Here is a 16,771-nt window from a genome sequence, read left to right on the forward strand (position 1 = left end):
TCCTATTTGACTGAGCCCAGCATTCCCTGGACGAATTGGCGTTGCATGAAGAAGAAGACCGCGAGCGTGGGAAGCGTCGCGAGAATGGTGCCGACCATCACGACGCCGTAGTCGGGGTAGTAGGCGGAGGCGAGCGAGGAGATGACGAGCGTGATCGTCTTCGTCTCGTTCGACTGCAGCACGATCAGCGGCCAGAGATAGTTGTTCCACGCCGTCATGAAGACGATGATGAGGGCCGCCGCATAGGTCGAGCGCATCACCGGCACGTAGATATAGAGGAAGATCTGCCATTCCTTCAGCCCGTCGACCTTGGCTGCGTCGCGAAGCTCCGACGGGAACGCCTTGGTGCATTGGCGGAAATAGAAGACGATGAAGGCCGACGCGATCGACGGCAGCACCACGGCAATGTGCGTGTTGATGAGCCCGGCCTTGCCCATCATGATGAAGAGCGGGATCATCAACGCCGCAAACGGGATCATCATCGTCAGCAGAAGAGCGCTGTAGATCCGGTCTCGGTGGCGCGAGCGGAACATCTCGAAACCGTAGCCGGCAAGCGACGAGACGGCGAGCGTCAGCGCTGTCGCAAGAATGGCGATCTTGGCCGAATTCCAGAAGACCAGCGGCGCGTTCACCTGGGTGAAGAAGGTGCTGATATTGGTGGCAAGCGCACTGCCCGGCAACATCTTGCCCTTGATGATGTCGATCGACGAATTGGTGGCGCCAAGCAGCATCCAGACGAAGGGGAAGATCGAGAGAAAGGCCATCAGCCCGACGAAGCCGTAGGTGACGATGGCGCCGGCGATACGTGCGGATCCGTTGTTCATCGGTCGCGCTCCCGGGCTGCAAAGAACTGAAGAGAGGCAAGCAGGGCGACGAGGACGACGATCACATAGGAGACCGTCGCCGCGTAACCGAAATTCGGCATGAAGCGGAAGGTCAGGTTGTAGATGTAGAGCGACAAGGTCAGCGTCGCGTTGGACGGTCCGCCCTTGCCCTCGGTGAGGTTGTAGACCTCGTCGAAGAGCTGGATCGTGCCGATCGTCGAAATGACCGTGGTGAACAGGATGACGGGCTTCAACAGTGGAATGGTGATGTGGGTGAATCGCGCCCAGGCAGGCACCCCATCGATGCGCGCCACCTCGTAGATCGACTTGTCGATGTTCTGCATCGCCGCGAGGTAGAAGATCATGTTGTAGCCGGTCCAGCGCCAGGTGATGGCGATGATGACGAGCACCTTGGCCCAGAAGGGATGCGTCAGCCACGGGATCGGCGAAGCGATGAGGCCGATCGCCTCAAGCGTCGAATTGACGATGCCGTCGAGTGCGAACATGCCCTTGAAGAGCACCGAATAGGCGACGAGCGAGGTGACGCAGGGCAGGAAGATGGCGGTGCGGAAGAAGCCGCGGCCAACGAGCCTCGGATTGTTGAGCAATGACGCCAGGATCAGCGCCAGGAGGATCATGATCGGCACCTGCACGACAAAATAGGTCATCGTGTTGGTGAGGGCCTTGATGAAAACCGGATCGTTCCAGAGGCGGACGATGTTGGCGAATCCGGCGAATTTCAGCATCATGCCACGGCCGGACTGGAACGACATCCAGAGCGACCAGAGGATCGGATAGATCATGAAAAGGGCGATCAGCCCGAGCGCCGGCGTGACGAAGAGCCAGCCATTGACGTTGTAGTATCGGCCGATGCCGCCGCGACGTGCGAGAGCCATCATCATCCTCATGGGATAGCAGGAACCGTTGGCCGCAGCTCGTTCGCCGCGGCCAGGAGTAGTGCAGATAATCGCTGTGGCGATTACTGGACCTGCGCGCTGACCTCGGCGTCAATCGCCTTCAGGACCTCGTCGACAGGCGTTCCCTGCGACAGGGCGGGCAGTTGCGCGGTGACGGCGGTGTCGGCCTCGTTGGTGAAGATGCCGTAGTTGACCGAGGGGACCTTCGCGAGCCAGTCGGAGAAGTTCTGCCAGACCTTTTCGCCGCCAAAGAAGGCATCGGCCTCGCGATAGGCGGCCCCGCCGCGAGCGGCAAGCAGCGAGCCGACGGCGCCGCGGTCCTGCAGGATCGTCTGGTAGAAATCGACGTCCTTGGCGTAGACCGCGTTGAGGAAATCGATCGCTTCGGCCTTCTCGGCCGAGCTTTCAAGCACGTACCAGCTCGATCCACCAAGGTTCGAGGCATGCGTCGCCCCATCGATCGAAAGGGCCGGGATCGGTGCCACGCCCCATTTGCCCGATTGATCCGGCTGCGCCTTGACGGTGCCGGTGATCCAGACGCCGGTGATGACGGTTGCGACATCACCCGAGGTGAAGGTGCCGACCCAGTCGGACCAGCCGGCGGCCGGCTTGTAGATGTTGGCCGACATGATCTTGCCGACCGTCTCCAGCGCGGCCTTCAGTGCGGCGTTGCCGGTGATGTTCGCCTTGCCTTCCTTGTCGAAATACCATTGCCCGGCCGATTGCATGATGATGCGGACGACGCCGGCGTCGGTCGGGTCGAGACCCATCATCTTCTTGCCGGTCTTTGCTTCGACCTGCTGGCCGATCTCGATGAAGCGATCCCAGGTGAGATCCTGCATGTCCTCGGGCTTGAACCCGGCCTGCTCCAGATAGTCCTTGCGATAATAGAGGCCGGTTACGCCGGAATCGAAGGGCATGCCGTAGACCTGGCCATCCAGCGTCATCAGCTCGACCTTGTAGGGAGCGAAGCCGGAATAATCGACCGTGCCGGAGAGTGGCGCGAAGGCGCCGGGGAAAGATTGAAGATATTTCTGCGCGCCGTAGTCTTCGATCAGCACGATATCGGGAAGCGCATCCGCCGTACCGGACGAGAGACCGGTCTGCAGCTTCTGTTCGACGTCGGCCTTGGCGAAATCGACGATGTTGAAGGTGACGTCAGGATGCGACTTGGTATAGCGCGCGCCGGCCTCCTTCATGATCGCGACGTTGAAGTTCGGATCCCAGCACCAGACCGTGATTTCCTTGGCTTGCGCTGAAGTCACCGCCAACAGGCTGGCGCCCGCGAGCGCGACGGCGGCAAAGCGCGGCAGATAGGTACGCATGTCCATTATTTCCTCCCTCGATTTTCGTTCCCCGAGACGTTCCTCCGTGTCTCGGCGCGGAGTATTTCGTAAAACTCTGAAGAAGGCAATATTTCAGTAAATTTTTACTAGGCCATTTTTATGCGGTCGCGCTTCCGGCGGCGGTGCTGCCACGCCAGACGATCTCCGTTCCGAGCAGCACCTTCTTGGCGACGTCGCGTCCCGAAAGCCGCTCGACCAGCAGGTCGACGGCCGTTTCGCCGATGATTTCCGCCGGTATCTTGACCGTCGAAAGCGGCGGGCCGAGAAACTGCGCGACCGGAATGTCGTTGAAGCTTGCCACGGCGACATCCTCCGGAATCTTCAAGCCCATCTCGTGAATTGCGCGATAGGCGCCGATCGCCATGTTGTCGTTGCAGGTGATCAGGATCTCAGGCCGATTGGGTTTCGACAGCATGGCCTTTGCCAACGTGTAGCCGCTGTCCGGCGTCAGCTTCTCGACCATGCAGAGGTCCGGGTCGTAAAGCCCTGCTTTCGTCATCCAGTTGACGAAGGCGCGGCAGCGGCGTTCGGAATGGATGTCGTCCTTGTCGCGAAAGGCGTCGATCCAGCCGAGGAAGCCGATGCGGCGGTAACCCATGCCGTGAACGCCTTGCAGCAGGCGATTCATTGCCACGGAGACATCGCTCATCACGCTGTCGTCGATGTCGTCGTCAGGCGCGAAGTCCGCAAAGACCAGGTGGCGGCTGTGGCGCCGCAGCCAGTGAACCTCTTCGCCGTAGTGGTGACCGACGGCAACGACGCCGCTGGCGCCCTGGAGGATCGCCGCCTCCGGCAGGTTGCCGTTGTGGAAGACTTTGACCACCTCGATTTTCAGCGACTGGCAGCGGTTTTCGATCCCGAGCCGGACGCCGACATAATAGGGATCGATCAGTTCCTGGGCGGGTTGAAGGAAATGCACCAGTGCGAACTTCAGGCCCTGCATCGGGCCGGCGCCGCGGCCGCGATTGCGTGGCGTCGCGTAGTTCAGCGCCTCGGCCGTTTCGATGATCGCCTGACGCTTTTTCGTGGAGATCGAAAGCGTCGGATCGTAGTTCAACACCCGCGAAACCGTTGCCGATGAGACCCCGACAGCCGAAGCGATTTCCTTGATTGTGACCATGTCCTGCTTCCTGCCTGCCGCCTCCGGCCCGGTTTCGGGCACGGCGCAATCTTTATTTAGTAAAATTTTGCTTTGAGATTTTCAATCTCTGGGTTGCGCCGGGGCCGTATTTCGTTCTGGGATCGGAACGCATTTGCGATGGCTAAGATTGAGCCGTTGCCAGGGCTTCTGCCTGAAGCTCATCGGAGAGGAATTCCCACAGCACTGCAACGGGCTGCGACGACAGACCCTGGTCGTCGGCCGCGAAGAGGCCGAGCTCGATCACCGGCGCCGGCGGCAAGCCTTCATTGGCGCCAAGGATCTTCATCGTGTTTGGGCGGATGTTGAGATCCAGCAGAACCGCAATGCCAAGGCCGGCTTCGATCATCGACTGGATCGAGGCGAGGCTGGCGCTCGTCAACACCGTGCGCCAGGGCCTTTTGCCACCGTTCAGCGCTTCGATCATCTTTTGCCTCCAGGTGCAGATCCCGTCGAAGGTGACGAGCGGCAGGGGACCTGCATCTGGCATCGCGAAACCACGCGCGGCGACCCAGCGGAGCGGTAGTCGCCAGGCGAGGATCGGCCGGCCATGGATGAGAGCGGGGTCGCCGACCGCGACATCGAGCTCTCCCTGCGCCAGTTTCTCCGACAGCACGGTGCTTTCGGCGACCGTTAGCTCGAGCGCCACGTTTGGATGACATTCGGCGAAGCGCTGCAGTGCCCTTGGCAGCGAGCCGACGGCGATGTCCTCGATCATGCCGAAGCGGATCGGGCCGTGGACCGATCGGCCGGCAAGCGCCGTCCTTGCGCCCGTACTCAAGCCCAGCATTTTCTGGGCGTAGGGAAGCAGCACATGCCCGGCTTCGGTGAGGTTCATGCCCCTTGTGCTGCGGTTCAACAACCTGGCGCCAAGATCGTCCTCCAGCCGGCGCAATTGCATGCTGACGGCGGCCTGGGTCCGCGCCAGCCGCTGGGCGGCACCGCTGACACTGCCGCATTCGGCGGTGACGACGAAGGCCCGCAACAGGCCGATGTCCAGATCATGCATATAACGATCCCTTATAGAGATATCACAACTATTAGAGTTCATTATTGTGTCGAAGTTGCTATGTCCATTCAAGCCCAACAGGAGAACGGACATGGCGGATACGGAAACGGCAACGGCAGATAGCGGCTGGAGTGGGCCCGCAACGGTGCCCGATTCGGCCGGGCGAGTGTCTATAGCGATCGCCTTTTGCCTTCTGTCCATGTCGAGCGTGCAGTTCGGCGCCGCGCTCTCGAAGCCGGCCATGCAAGGCCTTGGCGCCTTTGGCGCAACCTGGCTGCGGGTTTCTTGGGCGGCCGCATTCCTGCTGCTCCTCGTCCGGCCGCGCTTCTTCAGTTACACGCGGTCGCAGTGGCTTACGGCGCTTTCGCTCGGCGCCACGATGGCGATGATGACGCTCTGCTTCTTCGCGGCGATCGAACGGATCCCGCTCGGGCTTGGCGTGGCGATCGAGTTTCTCGGCCCCTTGACCGTCGCGGCGATATTTGGCGGTCGCGGTTGGCGCCTGCTTTGTCCTGCGATCGCAGCGGCCGGCGTGCTGTGCCTTTCCTGGGACGGTGAGGCATGGGTGGCGGATGCGCGCGGGCTGCTTTTCGCCTTCGGCGCTGCGATCGGCTGGGGCGGTTATATCGTGCTGATGAAGCATGCCGGCCAGAGCTTCAGGGGATTGGAGGGGCTTGCCGCTTCGCTATTGTTTGCAGCACTCCTCGCAACGCCGTTCGGCGTCGGCCAGGTGCAATCCGGCTTCTCCTTCGACCTGCTGCTGGTGACGGCCGGGCTCGCCGTTCTGGTTCCGCTGTTCCCTTACGCGCTCGAATTCATGGCGCTCCGCCGCATGCGGCCGTCGGCCTTCGGTATCCTGATGAGCCTGGAGCCGGCTATCGGCGCCTGCGCTGGCTTCATCGTCCTTGGGCAGGCGCTGTCCCTCAACCAGGTCTTCGGCGTCGCACTCGTGATGCTCGCCAGCGCCGCCGGGACCGTGCTGGCGAAAGCCTAGCGGAAGGCGTTTTTCTCGTCCTGCGAAAATTCCGCTGTCGCTTACGGCAGGACGGCTGACCCACGTTCAGCCGTCCGCGACCTCCGATGAATTTCTTCGACGTCTTGCGCGCCAGATGAAAAGTGCCCGTTTACAAAAGTAATATTATATGATTTTTTCTCGATGGCTGCTTGGAGGCAGCTTTCTTTGGGAGGAAATCATGAAAATCGCCAAGGCACTTGCGGGTGCAACGATCCTTGCTGCCTGCACGTTCGGCAGCGCTTCCGCGGCCGATCTGGTCGTCGGCTTTTCGCAGATCGGCTCGGAGTCCGGCTGGCGCGCCGCCGAGACGACGCTGACCAAGCAGCAGGCTGAGCAGCGCGGCATCGACCTCAAATTTGCTGATGCGCAGCAGAAGCAGGAAAACCAGATCAAGGCAGTCCGCTCCTTCATCGCGCAGGGCGTGAATGCCATCCTTCTTGCGCCGGTCGTCGCCACCGGCTGGGATGAGGTGCTGCAGGAAGCCAAAGACGCGGAAATCCCGGTCATCCTGCTCGATCGCACCGTCGACGCCTCAAAGGAACTCTATCTGACCGCGGTAACCTCCGACCTCGTGCACGAGGGTAATGTCGCCGGCAAATGGCTCGTCGACACCACGGCCGGCAAGCCCTGCAATGTCGTCGAGCTTCAGGGGACGACCGGTTCCTCGCCGGCGATCGACCGCAAGAAGGGCTTTGAACAGGCCCTTTCCGGACATGACAACCTGAAGATCATCCGCAGCCAGACCGGCGACTTCACCCGCACCAAAGGCAAGGAAGTGATGGAAAGCTTCCTGAAGGCGGAGGACGGCGGCAAGAACATCTGCGCACTCTACGCACACAACGACGACATGGCCGTCGGCGCCATCCAGGCGATCAAGGAGGCCGGCCTGAAACCCGGCAGGGATATCCTTGTCGTCTCGATCGATGCCGTGCCGGATATCTTCCAGGCGATGGCCGCGGGCGAAGCCAATGCCACGGTCGAGCTGACGCCGAACATGGCCGGCCCCGCCTTCGACGCGCTTGCTGCGTTCCAGAAGGACGGTACGGCGCCGCCGAAGTGGATCCAGACGGAATCGAAGCTCTACACGCAGGCCGACGAACCGCTGAAGGTCTACGAGGAAAAGAAGGGCCTTGGCTACTGATGTCGGCCGTGGCCCGCGCCCTTCTCGCGCGGGCCACGCTCCTTTCCTGAGATACTTTCCGGCCGAAGAGGTGCAGCTTGCTGCGGCCAAGCTGTGCTTCTCGTCCGACTGATACCCGCATCGCGGAGATGGTATCGATGCAGACCAGTGACCACATTCTTTCGGCGATCCGGATCGAGAAGGCCTTCCCGGGTACAAGGGCCCTCGACAAGGTCGATTTTCACCTCCGGCGCGGAGAAGTTCATGCGCTGCTTGGCGAAAACGGCGCCGGCAAGTCTACTCTCATCAAATGCCTGACAGGCGCCTACCGCCGCGACGGCGGCGCCATCCTGCTCGACGGTACGGAGGTCGATCCCCGCGACACGTTCGAGGCCCAGACGCTCGGTGTCGGTACGGTCTACCAGGAGGTCAACCTGCTGGCGAATCTGACGGTTGCCGAAAACCTCTTCCTCGGGCGCCAGCCCCGCCGCTTCGGCATGGTCGACGTTGGCGCCATGAACCGGCGTGCGCGGGAGCTGCTCGCCGACTATGAGCTCGACATCGACGTCACCCGCGATCTCGCAAGCTATTCGGTGGCGATCCAGCAGGTCGTTGCCATCGCACGTGCCGTCGATCTCTCAGGCAAGGTGTTGATCCTCGACGAGCCGACGGCAAGCCTCGACGCGCATGAGGTGGCGATGCTCTTTCGCATTGTCCGGCGCCTCAAGGCCCGCGGGCTCGGCATCGTCTTCGTCACCCACTTCCTTGAACAGGTTTACGAGATTTCCGACCGAATAACGGTGCTCAGGAATGGGCAACTCGTCGGAACCCGTGAAACTGCCAACCTCGACCGCCGCGCGTTGATCGCGATGATGATCGGCCGTGAACTGGCGGCAGAGATTCACGCGCCGCGCGTGCAAACCTGGGAAGGGCCGCTGCGCTACCGGTTTCGCAACTATGGCCGCAAGGGTCGCGTCCGTCCCTTCGACCTCGATGTCCGTGCCGGCGAAGTTGTCGGCATGGCTGGCCTGCTCGGCTCCGGACGTACGGAAACAGCGGAGCTGCTCTTCGGCGCCCACCCTGCCGATAGCGGTCAGGCGGAGATCGACGGCCGTGCGGCCGATCTCTCATCGCCGCGTGCCGCCATCCGGCACGGGTTCGGCTTCTGCCCGGAGGATCGCAAGACATCAGGCATCATCGGCGATCTCTCGGTGCGCGAGAACATCGTGCTCGCGCTGCAGGCGCGCCGCGGCTGGACACGGCCGATCTCGCGGGCGGAACAGAACCGGCTGGCGGACCACTACATCCGCGCGCTTGATATCCGCACCGCCGATCGGGAGAAACCGATCAAGCTTCTATCCGGCGGCAACCAGCAGAAGGCGATCCTGGCGCGCTGGCTTGCGACCGAGCCCGAATTCCTGATCCTCGACGAGCCCACGCGCGGCATCGACGTCGGCGCCCATGCGGAGATCGTCAAGCTCATCGAGGCGCTGCGCGAGAAGGGGCTGTCGCTGATCGTCGTCTCGTCGGAGATCGAGGAACTGGTCGCCTACAGCACGCGGGTCATCGTGCTTCGGGATCGCGCCCATGTCGCCGAGCTCGACGGCAACCGGGTCACGGCCCACGAGATCGTCGAAGCGATTGCCGCAACTAATGAAAGGAGGGCGTCGTGACGTCGTTCTTCCGGCTCTATCTGAACCGGTTGCTGCCGCAACTCATCGCGCTTGCCGTCATTGTCGTGGCGGTTTCGCTCGTGTTTCCCGGTTTCCTCAGCCTGGAAATCCAGAACGGCCGCCTTTATGGCAGCCTCGTCGACATCCTCAATCGCGGCGCGCCCGTCGTGCTTTTGGCAATCGGCATGACTATCGTCATCGCCACCAAGGGCATTGATCTCTCGGTCGGTGCGGTGATGGCGATCTGCGGCGCCACCGCCGCCGCCGCGATCACCTCCGGCCATTCGCTCGCCGGAACGCTGTTGATCACGCTTGCCGTCGGTATGCTTTGCGGTCTTTGGAACGGGGTGCTGGTGGCAGTCCTCGACATCCAGCCGATCATTGCCACATTGGTCCTCATGGTCGCCGGGCGGGGGATTGCCCAGCTCATCACCGAGGGCGCGATCCTGACCTTCAATGATCCCGGCCTCATCTTCATCGGCAGCGGTTCCTTCGCAGGCCTACCAATGCCGGTCGTGATCTGGCTGGTCTTCGGGGTGCTGATCGCCATGCTCGTCAGGCGGACGGCGCTCGGCATGCTGATCGAAGCGATCGGTGTCAATCGTCAGGCGAGTACGCTGTCCGGCGTGCTAACGCCCGTCCTGCTGATCGCCGCCTATGTTCTTTCCGGTCTCTGCGCCGCCATCGCCGGCATCATTGCCGCCGCCGATATTCGTGGCGCCGATGCTAACAATGCCGGGCTCTGGCTCGAGCTCGATGCCATTCTCGCGGTCGTGGTCGGCGGCACGTCGCTGCTCGGCGGACGCTTCAGCATCGCCGCATCGGTGCTCGGCGCGATCATCATCCAGGCGATCAACACCGGCATTCTTCTCTCCGGCTTCCCGCCGGAGTTCAACCTGATCATCAAGGCCGCGATCATCGTCGTCATCCTGGTGCTTCAGTCGCCGCGGTTCCGCACCGCCTTTGCCTTCCTCGTGCCGGCGCGCGGTGCGAGCAAACCAAGCGAGCGAGCTGCAAAATGAAGCCGAAATATCTTCCGCTGATCGCGACGCTCGTTATCTTTCTGCTCGGCTATGCGCTTTGCGTCGCGCAGTATCCGAACATCCTGTCGACCCGGGTGATTGGAAACCTTTTGACCGACAATGCCTTCCTCGGCATCGCGGCCGTCGGGATGACCTTCGTCATCCTCTCGGGCGGCATCGATCTGTCCATCGGTTCGGTCATCGCGTTCACCGGCGTTTTCCTGGCTGTCGTGCTGGAACACAGCAGCATCCACCCGCTCGTCGCCTTCGCGATGGTCCTCGCAATCGCGACACTTTTCGGTGCCGCGATGGGCGCGATCATCCACTATCTGGAGATGCCTGCCTTCATCGTCACGCTTGCGGGCATGTTTCTCGCGCGCGGCATGGCCTTCGTGCTGTCGATCGATTCCATACCGATCAAGCATCCGTTCTACGCGACATTGAAAGGACTCTACGTCAAACTGCCGGGCGGCGGACGCATCACGCTGATCGGCGGGCTGATGCTGCTCGTCTTTGCGATCGGCATTCTCCTGGCGCATCGAACCCGCTTCGGCACCAATGTTTATGCGCTCGGCGGCGGTACGGCGACGGCGCGGCTCATGGGCGTTCCGGTTGCGGCAACGACCGTGAGGATCTACGCGCTCTCAGGGTTGCTCGCCGGGTTGTCCGGCATCGTCTTTTCGCTCTACACGTCCGCTGGCTACTCCCTTGCGGCCGTCGGCGTCGAACTGGACGCGATTACCGCCGTCGTCATCGGCGGAACGCTCCTGACCGGAGGCTCTGGTTTCGTTGCGGGCACATTTGTCGGCATCCTCATCCAGGGCCTGATCCAGACCTACATCACTTTCGACGGATCACTGTCGAGCTGGTGGACGAAGATCCTGATCGGCCTTCTGCTCTTTGCTTTCATCCTCTTGCAGAAGGGCATCATCTACGTCTCGCGTCATCGCCGACAGCCGGCGTGACCGGGCAAGGATCGTGCGATGTGGCCATTCTTTCAGCCGCCGCGCAAGAGGACGAGCCACCGGCTCGTGGTTGAAGAGCTCGGCCAGGCGGTCGTCGCAGGGGAATTCGCCGTCGGCGCCATTCTGCCCGGAGACGTGGAGCTTGCGGCACGGTTCAACGTCTCCCGCACGGTTCTGCGGGAAGCAATGAAGACGCTCGCCGCCAAGGGGCTGGTCGTCGCGCGCGCTCGCATCGGCACACGCGTGATGCCGCGGGCGAACTGGAACCTTTTCGATGGCGACGTGCTTTCCTGGCATTTCCGGGCCGGTGTCGATGAGGAGTTCCTGCGCCACGTCACCGAGGTCCGTCTCGCTTTGGAACCCTATGCGGCCGGGCTGGCTGCACGACGGGCCACCGACGCCGATATCTCCCACATGATGCGGCTGGCGGTCGCCATGGGCGATGCCGGTCACAGCGCGCAGACGCTGGCCATTGCCGATCTCGAATTCCATCTCCGCCTGCTCGAAGCGTCGCTCAATCCGTTCATGCAGACGGTGGGCAGCCTGATCGAGGCGGCTCTGATGGGCGTTTTCCGCTTGAGCAACACGGCCACCGATGGCGCCGAGATCGATCGTGTCGCCGTCGCACATATCCGCATCGTCGAGGAAATCCGCCTCCGCAACGAAGAAGGTGCACGAAGCGCAATGGAGCATGTGATCCGCGTGGGGCAGCAACAGTTGATCGCAAATTTGCGGGTGCGCGACTGACCTGGAGGTGAGCGCCGGACGTTTCGCTTCGCATGGCCACAAGGCATTTTCTGCGCGGCTTGGCTTTCTTCGTTACCCGTGCGTAGGCTGCCGCTGCGGGTGAAGGCGAGCGGAGAACCGGATGACGGAACAGGATGTGCTGATCGTCGGCGCTGGACCGACGGGGCTGGTGCTTGCCCTCTGGCTGACCGCCCAGGGGGTGAAGGTCCGTATTATCGACAAGAATTCCGGCCCCGGTCCGACGTCGCGGGCGATGGTGGTGCATGCCCGCACACTCGAGCTCTATTGCCAGCTCGATTTGGCATCTGCCGTGATCGAAGCGGGGCACCGCAACCCATCGGTCAATCTTTGGGCCAAGGGCAGGGCAAAGGCCCGGATTTCCTTCAGTCCGACCGGTGCGACGCTGACGCCCTATCCATTTGTCCTGGTCTATCCGCAGGATCATCATGAGCGGCTGCTTGCCGCACGGCTGGAAGCTCTGGGCGTCAAGGTCGAGCGGCAGACCGAGCTTGTCGGCTTCCAGGACGCCGACGGACGGGTGAGCGCGCATCTTCGGCTGCCCGACGGCAGCGAGGAGGTCTCAATCACGCGATACCTGGCGGGATGCGACGGCGCGCGCTCGCCCGTGCGGCACAAGCTCGCGATCGGTTTTGCAGGCAGTACTTATAACCAGACTTTCTACGTCGCCGATGTCGATGCGAGTGGTTCCACCGCCAATGGCGAGGTGCATATTTCGTTCGATAGTAGCGACTTTGTTGCGCTGCTTGCCTATGCCAGGGGGCGTGGGCGTCTGATCGGCCTCGTCCGCGACGAACGGGAGAACGCGGACAGGCTCACCTTCGAGGATGTCAGCCACCGGGCGATGGACCGCCTGCGGCTCACGATCGAAAGGGTCAATTGGTTCTCGACCTATCGCGTCCATCATCGCGTCGCTGATCGCTTTCGACATGGACACGTCTTCCTGCTGGGTGACGCTGCCCATGTGCACAGCCCCGTCGGCGGCCAGGGCATGAACACCGGCATCGGCGATGCGATCAATCTTGCTTGGAAGCTTGCGGCAGTGTTGAAGGGACAGGCGCCCGACAGCCTGCTCGACAGTTATGAACACGAGCGCATCCGCATCGCGCGGCAGCTTGTCGCGACCACTGATCGGCTGTTTACCTTCGTGACTGCCGAAAGCCGTTTCGCGGACGTCTCGCGTGTCGAGATTGCTCCCATTCTGGCGGGTCTCGCCTTCCGCATCGGCCGTGTCCGCGAGTTTCTGTTTCGGATACTCTCGCAGACCCAGCTGAACTATCGCAGTGGCCCCTTGAGCCGCGGCACGGCCGCCGGAGTGAAGGGCGGAGACCGGCTTCCCTGGGTCGATATGGCTGGCCGCGACAACTATCAGCCGCTCACCGCCATCACCTGGCAGGTGCATGTTTATGGCACGCCGCGTGACGAGATGAGAGATTGGTGCGGAGCGCGTGGCGTGCCGCTCCATGTGTTCCCATGGACTAGGGCGCACGGGACGGCAGGTTTGGCCGCGGATGCCGCCTATCTCCTGCGGCCGGATACTTACGTGGCGCTCGCCGCCGAAAAGCAGGCACCCGAGCTATTCGACGCCTATCTGGCGGAGCAGGGGATCACTCTGTCCTGACGGACATCCGCAACAGAGCCGGAACGTCCCGAAGGCGGTTTTCGTCTGTTTGCAATTCGATCGACACGGGCTGCGACTGGAAATGGTGAACGCAGCAACGGGGCCAGATTGGCCCCGTCTCGATGTTGTCGTCTGGCCCCAAGCCTAACCGTGGCTGGCCGGTGTCTCAGACTTTCCTTCCCTCATGCCGCTCTCAGCCGAGGCACCCTGCGCTTCGGCTGGATGCTTGGAAATGCCGGCGAGCTTGTGGCCGCGTTCGCGCAGCCACTGGAAGGCGACGTAAAGCGCCGGGATGACGAAGATGCCGACGAGAGCGGCGGCGAGCATGCCGCCGGCAACGCCGGTGCCGACCGCGCGGCGGCTGAGTTCGCCGGCGCCCTTGGCGATCACCAGCGGTACCAGGCCGACGATGAAGGCGAAGCTCGTCATCATCACGGCACGGAAGCGGGCGCGAGCCCCTTCGATCGCCGCATCGACGATGGTCGCACCGGCCTCGCGGTGCGCCTTGGCGAACTCGACGATCAGGATCGCATTCTTCGAGGCGAGCGCAATCAGAACCACGAGGCCGATCTGGGCGTAGATGTCGAAGGAGAGACCGGCGACGAGCACCGACAGCAGCGCACCCGAGACGCCGAAGGCGACCGACAGCAGCACCGGTACCGGGATCGTCCAGCTCTCATAGAGCGCCACGAGGAAGAGATAGGCGAAGAGCACCGCCATAGCCAGGATCGCGGTGGTCTTGCCGGCCGCTTCCAGTTCCTGCAGCGCCGTCCCGGTCCATTCGTAGCTGTAGCCGGGCGGCAGCGTCGAGGCGGATAACGCTTCCATAGCGGCCAGCGCTTCGCCCGAGGAATGGCCGGCGGACGGCTGGCCGTTCAGCGTGATCGAGCGGTAGTTGTTGTAGCGCACGATCGACTGCGGACCGACGATATAGTCGACCTTGGCGACCGAGGCGACGGGGACCATGTCGCCGTTCACGTTGCGCACGTGCAGGCGCTGAATGTCGTCGACGGCGTTTCGGTCGGCCTGGGCCGCCTGCATCGTTACCTTCCAGGTGCGGCCGAAGAGGTTGAAATCGTTGACGTAGTAGCTGCCGAGCGTGCCCTGCAGCGTCGTGAAGAGATCGCTGACGGAGACGCCGAGCGATTGCAGCCGATCGCGGTCGATGTTGAGATAGAGTTGCGGTGAACTGGCCGAATAGGTGGTGAAGGTGGGGCCGAGCGCTGGGTTCTGGTTGGCGGCAATGATCAGCCCTCCCGCAGTCGCCGCAAGATCGGTGACTGAGCGGCCCTGCAAGTCGAGCAACTGGTATTCGAAGCCCGACCCTGTGCCGAGACCCATGATTGGTGGCAGGTTGAAGGCGAAGATCTGCGCACCGCGGATCGTTTGTCCTTTGGCCATGGTGGTGGCGATCGCCGTCTCGACGCCGGCCGATGCACTCAGGCGCTCCGCAAAGGGCTTCATCGTTACGATGGCGAAAGCGGAGTTCGATTTTGAGAGGCCATCGAGGAAGGAGTAGCCAGTGACGGTGATCACGTTGGCGACCCCCTCGATGCCGCCAAGCATCGTCTCCACTTGCTTCACGACCGCATCGGTACGGTTGTAGGAGGCGCCCTCCGGCAGGCGGATTTCGGTGAAATAGGCGCCCTGGTCTTCCGCCGGCAGGAAGCCTGTTGGAACGATGCGGAACAGGGAGCCCGCCGCGACGAAGGCGAGCGCCAGCAGCGCAAGGCCGATGATCGCGCGCCGGGCGATGTGCCCGGCCACATAGGTATAGCCGTCTCGCCCCTTGTCGATGGTGCGCGAGATATAGCCGAGAATGCCCCGTTTTGGACCGTGATGCGGCTTCAGGAGCACGGCGCAGAGCGCCGGGCTGAGTGTCAGCGCATTGATTGCCGAGATCACCATCGATACCGAAACGGCGACGGCGAACTGCTGGAACAGTTGGCCGCTCAAGCCGGGTATGAAGGCCACCGGCACGAAAACCGACAGCAGCACGAGCGTGATCGCGACGATGGCGCCGGTGATTTCGCTCATCGCGCGCCGCGCCGCTTCCGCCGCCGAGAGACCCGGGTTCTCCTCCATCACCCGCTCGACGTTCTCAACCACCACGATGGCGTCGTCGACGACGATACCGATCGCCAGAACCAGAGCGAGCAGCGACACGGTGTTGAGCGAGAAGCCCATGGCAAGCAGCACCGCAAAGGTGCCGATCAGCGCGACCGGAACCGCAACGAGCGGGATCAGCGTTGCCCGCCAGTTTCCAAGGAAGAGGAAGACGATGATAATGACGAGGACGAAGGCCTCGAACAGCGTTTCCTCGACGTTGTCGACGCTCGCCTCGACGAATTGCGCCGTGTCGTAGGAGACCGAATAGGTAAGGCCCGGTGGGAACGACTTCGACAATCGTTCCATCGCGTCCTGCACGCCTTTGGCGGCGGCAAGCGCGTTGGCGCCCGGCGCCTGATAGGTGCCGATCATGGCGACAGGCTTACCGTTGATGCGGGCGTTGGAATCGGAGCTGGCAGCGCCGAGCTCGACACGCGCGACGTCGCGGATGCGCACATAGGAACCTTCGGGCCTTGCGCGCAGGACTACATCCTCGAACTGCTTGGGGTCGGTGAGGCGGCCCTGCGTCTGGAGATTTAACTGGAACAGCGGATCGTCGGTCATCGGCTGTGCGCCGATGCGGCCGATCGCGGCCTGGACGTTCTGCGCCTTGAGCGCATTGATCACGTCCGTCGGCGTCAGGTCAAGGCTCGTCATCCGGTCGATGTCGAGCACGACGCGCATGGAGTAGTCCTGGGCACCGAAGAGCTGGGCGTCGCCGACGCCGGGCACGCGCTTGACCGTGTCAAGCACGTTGATCGTGGCGTAGTTGGACAGGAACAGGGAATCGAAGTTCTGCTTCTCGTCCGCACCATAGATGGTGATCACCTGCATCAGCGCGGAGGACTTCTTGCGTACGCTGACGCCGCTCTGCTTGACCTCGGACGGCAGGCCGGCCTCGGCGAGCGAGACGCGGTTCTGGACGTTGACGGTGGCGATGTCGGGGTCGGTACCGACGGCGAAGGTGACGGTCAGCGTATAGGAGCCGTCGGCGCCGCTCGTCGACTTCATGTAGAGCATGTCGTCGACGCCGACGACCTTGCTCTCGATCGGCTGGGCGACGGTGGTTTCGACCACGTCGGCGCCGGCGCCGGGATAGCTTGCGGTGACGCTTACCTGCGGCGGCACGATGTCGGGGAATTGCGCGATCGGCAGGCGGGTGAGCGCAAGAAGGCCCGCCAGCGTCAGCACGATGGAAATGACCGTGGCGAAGCGCGGGCGATCGATAAAGATCTCTGAAATCATCG

The 16,771-nt window shown here is 62.6% G+C and carries 13 protein-coding genes; 7 read left to right on the forward strand and 6 right to left on the reverse strand.

Going from position 1 to position 16,771, the window contains the following annotated elements:
* Positions 1 to 2: 2 nt before the first annotated feature.
* The 5 genes from QM996_RS20405 to QM996_RS20425 form a co-directional block, all read right to left on the reverse strand.
* Positions 3 to 824 carry a carbohydrate ABC transporter permease gene (locus tag QM996_RS20405; protein WP_334197884.1) on the reverse strand — a complete coding sequence of 274 codons (822 nt, stop codon included), beginning with the start codon at positions 822 to 824 and terminating at the stop codon, positions 3 to 5.
* Complete coding sequence (locus tag QM996_RS20410) at positions 821 to 1,720, reverse strand: carbohydrate ABC transporter permease (protein ID WP_334197885.1); 900 nt, start codon at positions 1,718 to 1,720, stop codon at positions 821 to 823. The genes QM996_RS20405 and QM996_RS20410 overlap by 4 nt, the downstream gene beginning before the upstream one ends.
* Before the next feature lie 83 nt (positions 1,721 to 1,803).
* A complete protein-coding gene (locus tag QM996_RS20415; RefSeq protein ID WP_334197886.1) occupies positions 1,804 to 3,072 on the reverse strand; it encodes an ABC transporter substrate-binding protein in 1,269 nt (422 codons plus the stop codon).
* A gap of 112 nt (positions 3,073 to 3,184) precedes the next feature.
* On the reverse strand, positions 3,185 to 4,207 hold the full coding sequence (locus tag QM996_RS20420; RefSeq protein WP_334197887.1) for a LacI family DNA-binding transcriptional regulator: 1,023 nt from the start codon (positions 4,205 to 4,207) through the stop codon (positions 3,185 to 3,187).
* Between the two features lie 142 nt (positions 4,208 to 4,349).
* Entirely contained in the window at positions 4,350 to 5,234 is an 885-nt protein-coding gene (locus QM996_RS20425) for a LysR family transcriptional regulator (RefSeq protein ID WP_334197888.1), read from the reverse strand.
* Between the two features lie 91 nt (positions 5,235 to 5,325).
* Between QM996_RS20425 and QM996_RS20430 the strand changes: the two genes are divergently transcribed.
* From QM996_RS20430 to QM996_RS20460, 7 genes are all read left to right on the forward strand, one after another.
* A complete protein-coding gene (locus tag QM996_RS20430) occupies positions 5,326 to 6,228 on the forward strand; it encodes an EamA family transporter (RefSeq protein ID WP_334197889.1) in 903 nt (300 codons plus the stop codon).
* A gap of 199 nt (positions 6,229 to 6,427) precedes the next feature.
* A complete protein-coding gene (gene ytfQ, locus QM996_RS20435) occupies positions 6,428 to 7,390 on the forward strand; it encodes a galactofuranose ABC transporter, galactofuranose-binding protein YtfQ (RefSeq protein ID WP_334197890.1) in 963 nt (320 codons plus the stop codon).
* Positions 7,391 to 7,527: 137 nt separating this feature from the next.
* Positions 7,528 to 9,042: a galactofuranose ABC transporter, ATP-binding protein YtfR gene (ytfR, locus tag QM996_RS20440; protein WP_334197891.1), complete on the forward strand. Its 1,515-nt coding sequence runs from the start codon at positions 7,528 to 7,530 to the stop codon at positions 9,040 to 9,042.
* A complete protein-coding gene (locus tag QM996_RS20445) occupies positions 9,039 to 10,064 on the forward strand; it encodes an ABC transporter permease (RefSeq protein ID WP_334197892.1) in 1,026 nt (341 codons plus the stop codon). The genes ytfR and QM996_RS20445 overlap by 4 nt, the downstream gene beginning before the upstream one ends.
* The gene (gene yjfF, locus QM996_RS20450; protein ID WP_334197893.1) at positions 10,061 to 11,029 is read left to right on the forward strand and encodes a galactofuranose ABC transporter, permease protein YjfF; all 969 of its coding nucleotides are present in this window, start codon (positions 10,061 to 10,063) and stop codon (positions 11,027 to 11,029) included. Before QM996_RS20445 ends, yjfF begins: the two co-directional genes overlap by 4 nt.
* Positions 11,030 to 11,047: 18 nt before the next feature.
* On the forward strand, positions 11,048 to 11,776 hold the full coding sequence (locus QM996_RS20455) for a FadR/GntR family transcriptional regulator (RefSeq protein WP_334197894.1): 729 nt from the start codon (positions 11,048 to 11,050) through the stop codon (positions 11,774 to 11,776).
* 121 nt (positions 11,777 to 11,897) lie between these two features.
* Complete coding sequence (locus QM996_RS20460) at positions 11,898 to 13,415, forward strand: FAD-dependent monooxygenase (protein WP_334197895.1); 1,518 nt, start codon at positions 11,898 to 11,900, stop codon at positions 13,413 to 13,415.
* A 144-nt stretch (positions 13,416 to 13,559) separates the two neighbouring features.
* Here the strand turns inward: QM996_RS20460 and QM996_RS20465 are convergent, their stop codons facing one another.
* Positions 13,560 to 16,769 carry an efflux RND transporter permease subunit gene (locus tag QM996_RS20465; protein ID WP_334197896.1) on the reverse strand — a complete coding sequence of 1,070 codons (3,210 nt, stop codon included), beginning with the start codon at positions 16,767 to 16,769 and terminating at the stop codon, positions 13,560 to 13,562.
* Positions 16,770 to 16,771 lie beyond the last annotated feature (2 nt).

The organism is Sinorhizobium chiapasense (assembly GCF_045277575.1).
GTDB lineage: Bacteria > Pseudomonadota > Alphaproteobacteria > Rhizobiales > Rhizobiaceae > Ensifer > Ensifer chiapasense_A.

Coding starts and splice junctions, on each gene's coding strand:
- QM996_RS20415 (WP_334197886.1), bottom strand. CDS start 3,072: ATGGACATGCGTACCTATCTGCCGCGCTTTGCCGCCGTCGCGCTCGCG.
- QM996_RS20420 (WP_334197887.1), bottom strand. CDS start 4,207: ATGGTCACAATCAAGGAAATCGCTTCGGCTGTCGGGGTCTCATCGGCA.
- QM996_RS20430 (WP_334197889.1), top strand. CDS start 5,326: ATGGCGGATACGGAAACGGCAACGGCAGATAGCGGCTGGAGTGGGCCC.
- ytfQ (WP_334197890.1), top strand. CDS start 6,428: ATGAAAATCGCCAAGGCACTTGCGGGTGCAACGATCCTTGCTGCCTGC.
- QM996_RS20425 (WP_334197888.1), bottom strand. CDS start 5,234: ATGCATGATCTGGACATCGGCCTGTTGCGGGCCTTCGTCGTCACCGCC.
- QM996_RS20410 (WP_334197885.1), bottom strand. CDS start 1,720: ATGGCTCTCGCACGTCGCGGCGGCATCGGCCGATACTACAACGTCAAT.
- QM996_RS20405 (WP_334197884.1), bottom strand. CDS start 824: ATGAACAACGGATCCGCACGTATCGCCGGCGCCATCGTCACCTACGGC.
- QM996_RS20465 (WP_334197896.1), bottom strand. CDS start 16,769: ATGATTTCAGAGATCTTTATCGATCGCCCGCGCTTCGCCACGGTCATT.
- QM996_RS20460 (WP_334197895.1), top strand. CDS start 11,898: ATGACGGAACAGGATGTGCTGATCGTCGGCGCTGGACCGACGGGGCTG.
- ytfR (WP_334197891.1), top strand. CDS start 7,528: ATGCAGACCAGTGACCACATTCTTTCGGCGATCCGGATCGAGAAGGCC.
- QM996_RS20455 (WP_334197894.1), top strand. CDS start 11,048: ATGTGGCCATTCTTTCAGCCGCCGCGCAAGAGGACGAGCCACCGGCTC.
- yjfF (WP_334197893.1), top strand. CDS start 10,061: ATGAAGCCGAAATATCTTCCGCTGATCGCGACGCTCGTTATCTTTCTG.